Annotated in this window: 1 protein-coding gene; it reads right to left on the bottom strand. The window is 46.0% G+C overall.

Annotated elements, in window-relative coordinates; genetic code table 11:
• Window positions 1-41 precede the first annotated feature (41 nt).
• A partial coding sequence (mutS, locus tag WEIDD23_RS04210; protein WP_062358780.1) for a DNA mismatch repair protein MutS occupies window positions 42-2353 on the bottom strand: 2312 nt, incomplete at its 5' end.

Here is a 2353-nt window from a genome sequence, read left to right as displayed (position 1 = left end):
ATCAGAAAGCTCATGAATCTCAGCCATCTCTTAACCCTCTTTTACTTCATTTGCTTTTGCCACTCATTTAACTTCATCATGGCATCTAATGGCGTCATTGTTGCAATATTTGTTGCTTTAATTTCATCCAAAACAGCTTGCATAGCAGGATCAATTTCTGGTCCAACCGCAAACAAGTCTAACTGCGTATCCGCTGGTTCGGCCGCCGCAACCTCGGGTTCTGGCTCAGCCACTGACGCTTGATAGGTGGCAACTGGTTCAGCTAACTTAGCAGGTCGTGTTGGTGCCGTTGCTTCCAATGACACATCCTGTGCCTCCAAGTTAGCCAAGATATCAGCCGCCCGGTCAATCAAACTATCTGGCAAGCCAGCCAATTTCGCGACGTTGATTCCGTAACTTTGATCTGCTGGTCCTGTTAAGACCTTGTGTGAAAAGACTAGTTCACCATTCTCTTCCGTCGCGCCAACGTGAACATTTCGCAAATTAGGCAACTCATCAGACAACGCTGTTAACTCGTGATAGTGAGTTGAGAATAACGTTTTCGCCTTCGTGTTATTGTGCACGTGTTCAATAATCGCTTGCGCCAAAGCCATTCCATCATAGGTTGCCGTTCCGCGTCCAAGTTCATCAAACAAAATCAATGATCGCTTTGTGGCATTCTGAATGGCTGTATTTGCTTCAGACATTTCCACCATGAACGTTGAATTACCGGAAATCAAGTCGTCCGCCGCCCCAATGCGAGTAAAGATTTGGTCAAAAATAGGTAATTCAGCTTCGCTAGCTGGCACGTACGAACCAATTTGTGCCATCACCACCGTCAACGCTAATTGACGCATGTAGGTTGACTTACCAGACATATTCGGTCCCGTAATCAACATGATGGTCTCATCCTCATCCATAAAGACGTCGTTGGCGACATACGATTGGTGGCCCAATACTTTTTCCACAACCGGGTGGCGACCGTCCTTAATCACCAACCGTTGCTTATCCGTCAACTCAGGTCGCGTAAACTTGTAGTCTTCTGCCACGGTTGCTAATGATTGTAGCACATCCAATTCGGCCAACGTGGCAGCGAGCTTTTGAATACGCGTAATGTTATTTTTAATTTGCTCACGCACTTCCGTAAATAACTGATACTCCAAATCGCTCGACTTCGTTTCAGCTTCCAGAATCATTTGTTCGCGATCTTTTAGTTCGGGCGTGATAAAGCGTTCCGCATTGACCAAGGTTTGCTTCCGTGTATAACGGTCTGGGTCAAGTTTATCAATGTTCGCTTTAGTAACTTCGATGTAGTAACCAAACACCTTGTTAAAGCCAATTTTCAACGAACTAATACCGGTTTCGCTACGTTCCTTCGCCTCTAATTCAGCTAACCATTGCTTACCATTCTTCATGACACTGCGATATTCATCCAAGCGTGTATTATACCCGGCCCGAATTACACCACCATCGGTAACCGAAATTGGTGGTTCTTCAACAATGGCCGTGGAAATTAACTTTTCAATGTCTGAAACAGGGTCAATTCGACGTAGCAAATCACCAAAGACGGCCGGATCCAAATCACCCAGTGTCACCATGATGTCTGGCACTTGTCGCAAAGAATTGCGCAACTGCAATAAGTCACGCCCATTCGCTGTACCATATGCCACGCGACCAGCCAAACGTTCCAAATCATAAACTGACTTCAATGTTTCTTGTAACGCCGCCCGCGAGAAGAAATCCTTGAGCAACTCACCAATCTTGTCATAGCGTTGTTCAATCGTTTCCCGATCCAGTAATGGTTGTTCCAACCACTGCTTTAAGGCACGCCCACCCATTGCGGTTTTCGTATTGTCCAGTAACCACAAGAGGGTACCTGACCGTTGTTGGGTGCGTAAATTAACCGTCAATTCCAAATTAGCGCGTGAGTTACGATCTAACTTCAAGTATTGGGCAATTTCGTATGATGACGCCATTTGCAAGTGATCGAGTGACCGCTTTTGTGTCGCAAATAGATAGGCCAATAACACATCAGCAGCCTCTTTTTGTTCTGGCACCGTCAGTTGTTGCGTCAAATATGACGTTTCCGCATTCGCCGCCTCTTCATCCTGATGTGACACCAAAATTCCCAAACTGGTTAAATTAGCCATCAAATCATCTGGCAACGTTGCGTTTGTAACAATCTCCTTCGTTTCAAGGCGACTGATTTCATTAAGAACGCCCCCAGTGGCAGTCACCGTGGTTGCTTTAACTTCACCCGTTGATAGATCGGTGTACGCCAAACCGAACCCACCTGCTGGTGTCATTGATAGACTAACTAGATAGTTATTTTCTTTTGCCGCATCAGCACTCGTGCGCATTCGGGTACCAGGAG

It is taken from the genome of Weissella sp. DD23, from assembly GCF_001579105.1.
GTDB lineage: Bacteria > Bacillota > Bacilli > Lactobacillales > Lactobacillaceae > Weissella > Weissella cibaria.
Note: the sequence above shows the minus strand (reverse complement) of the source record. Positions and strands in the feature narration are given on the sequence as shown.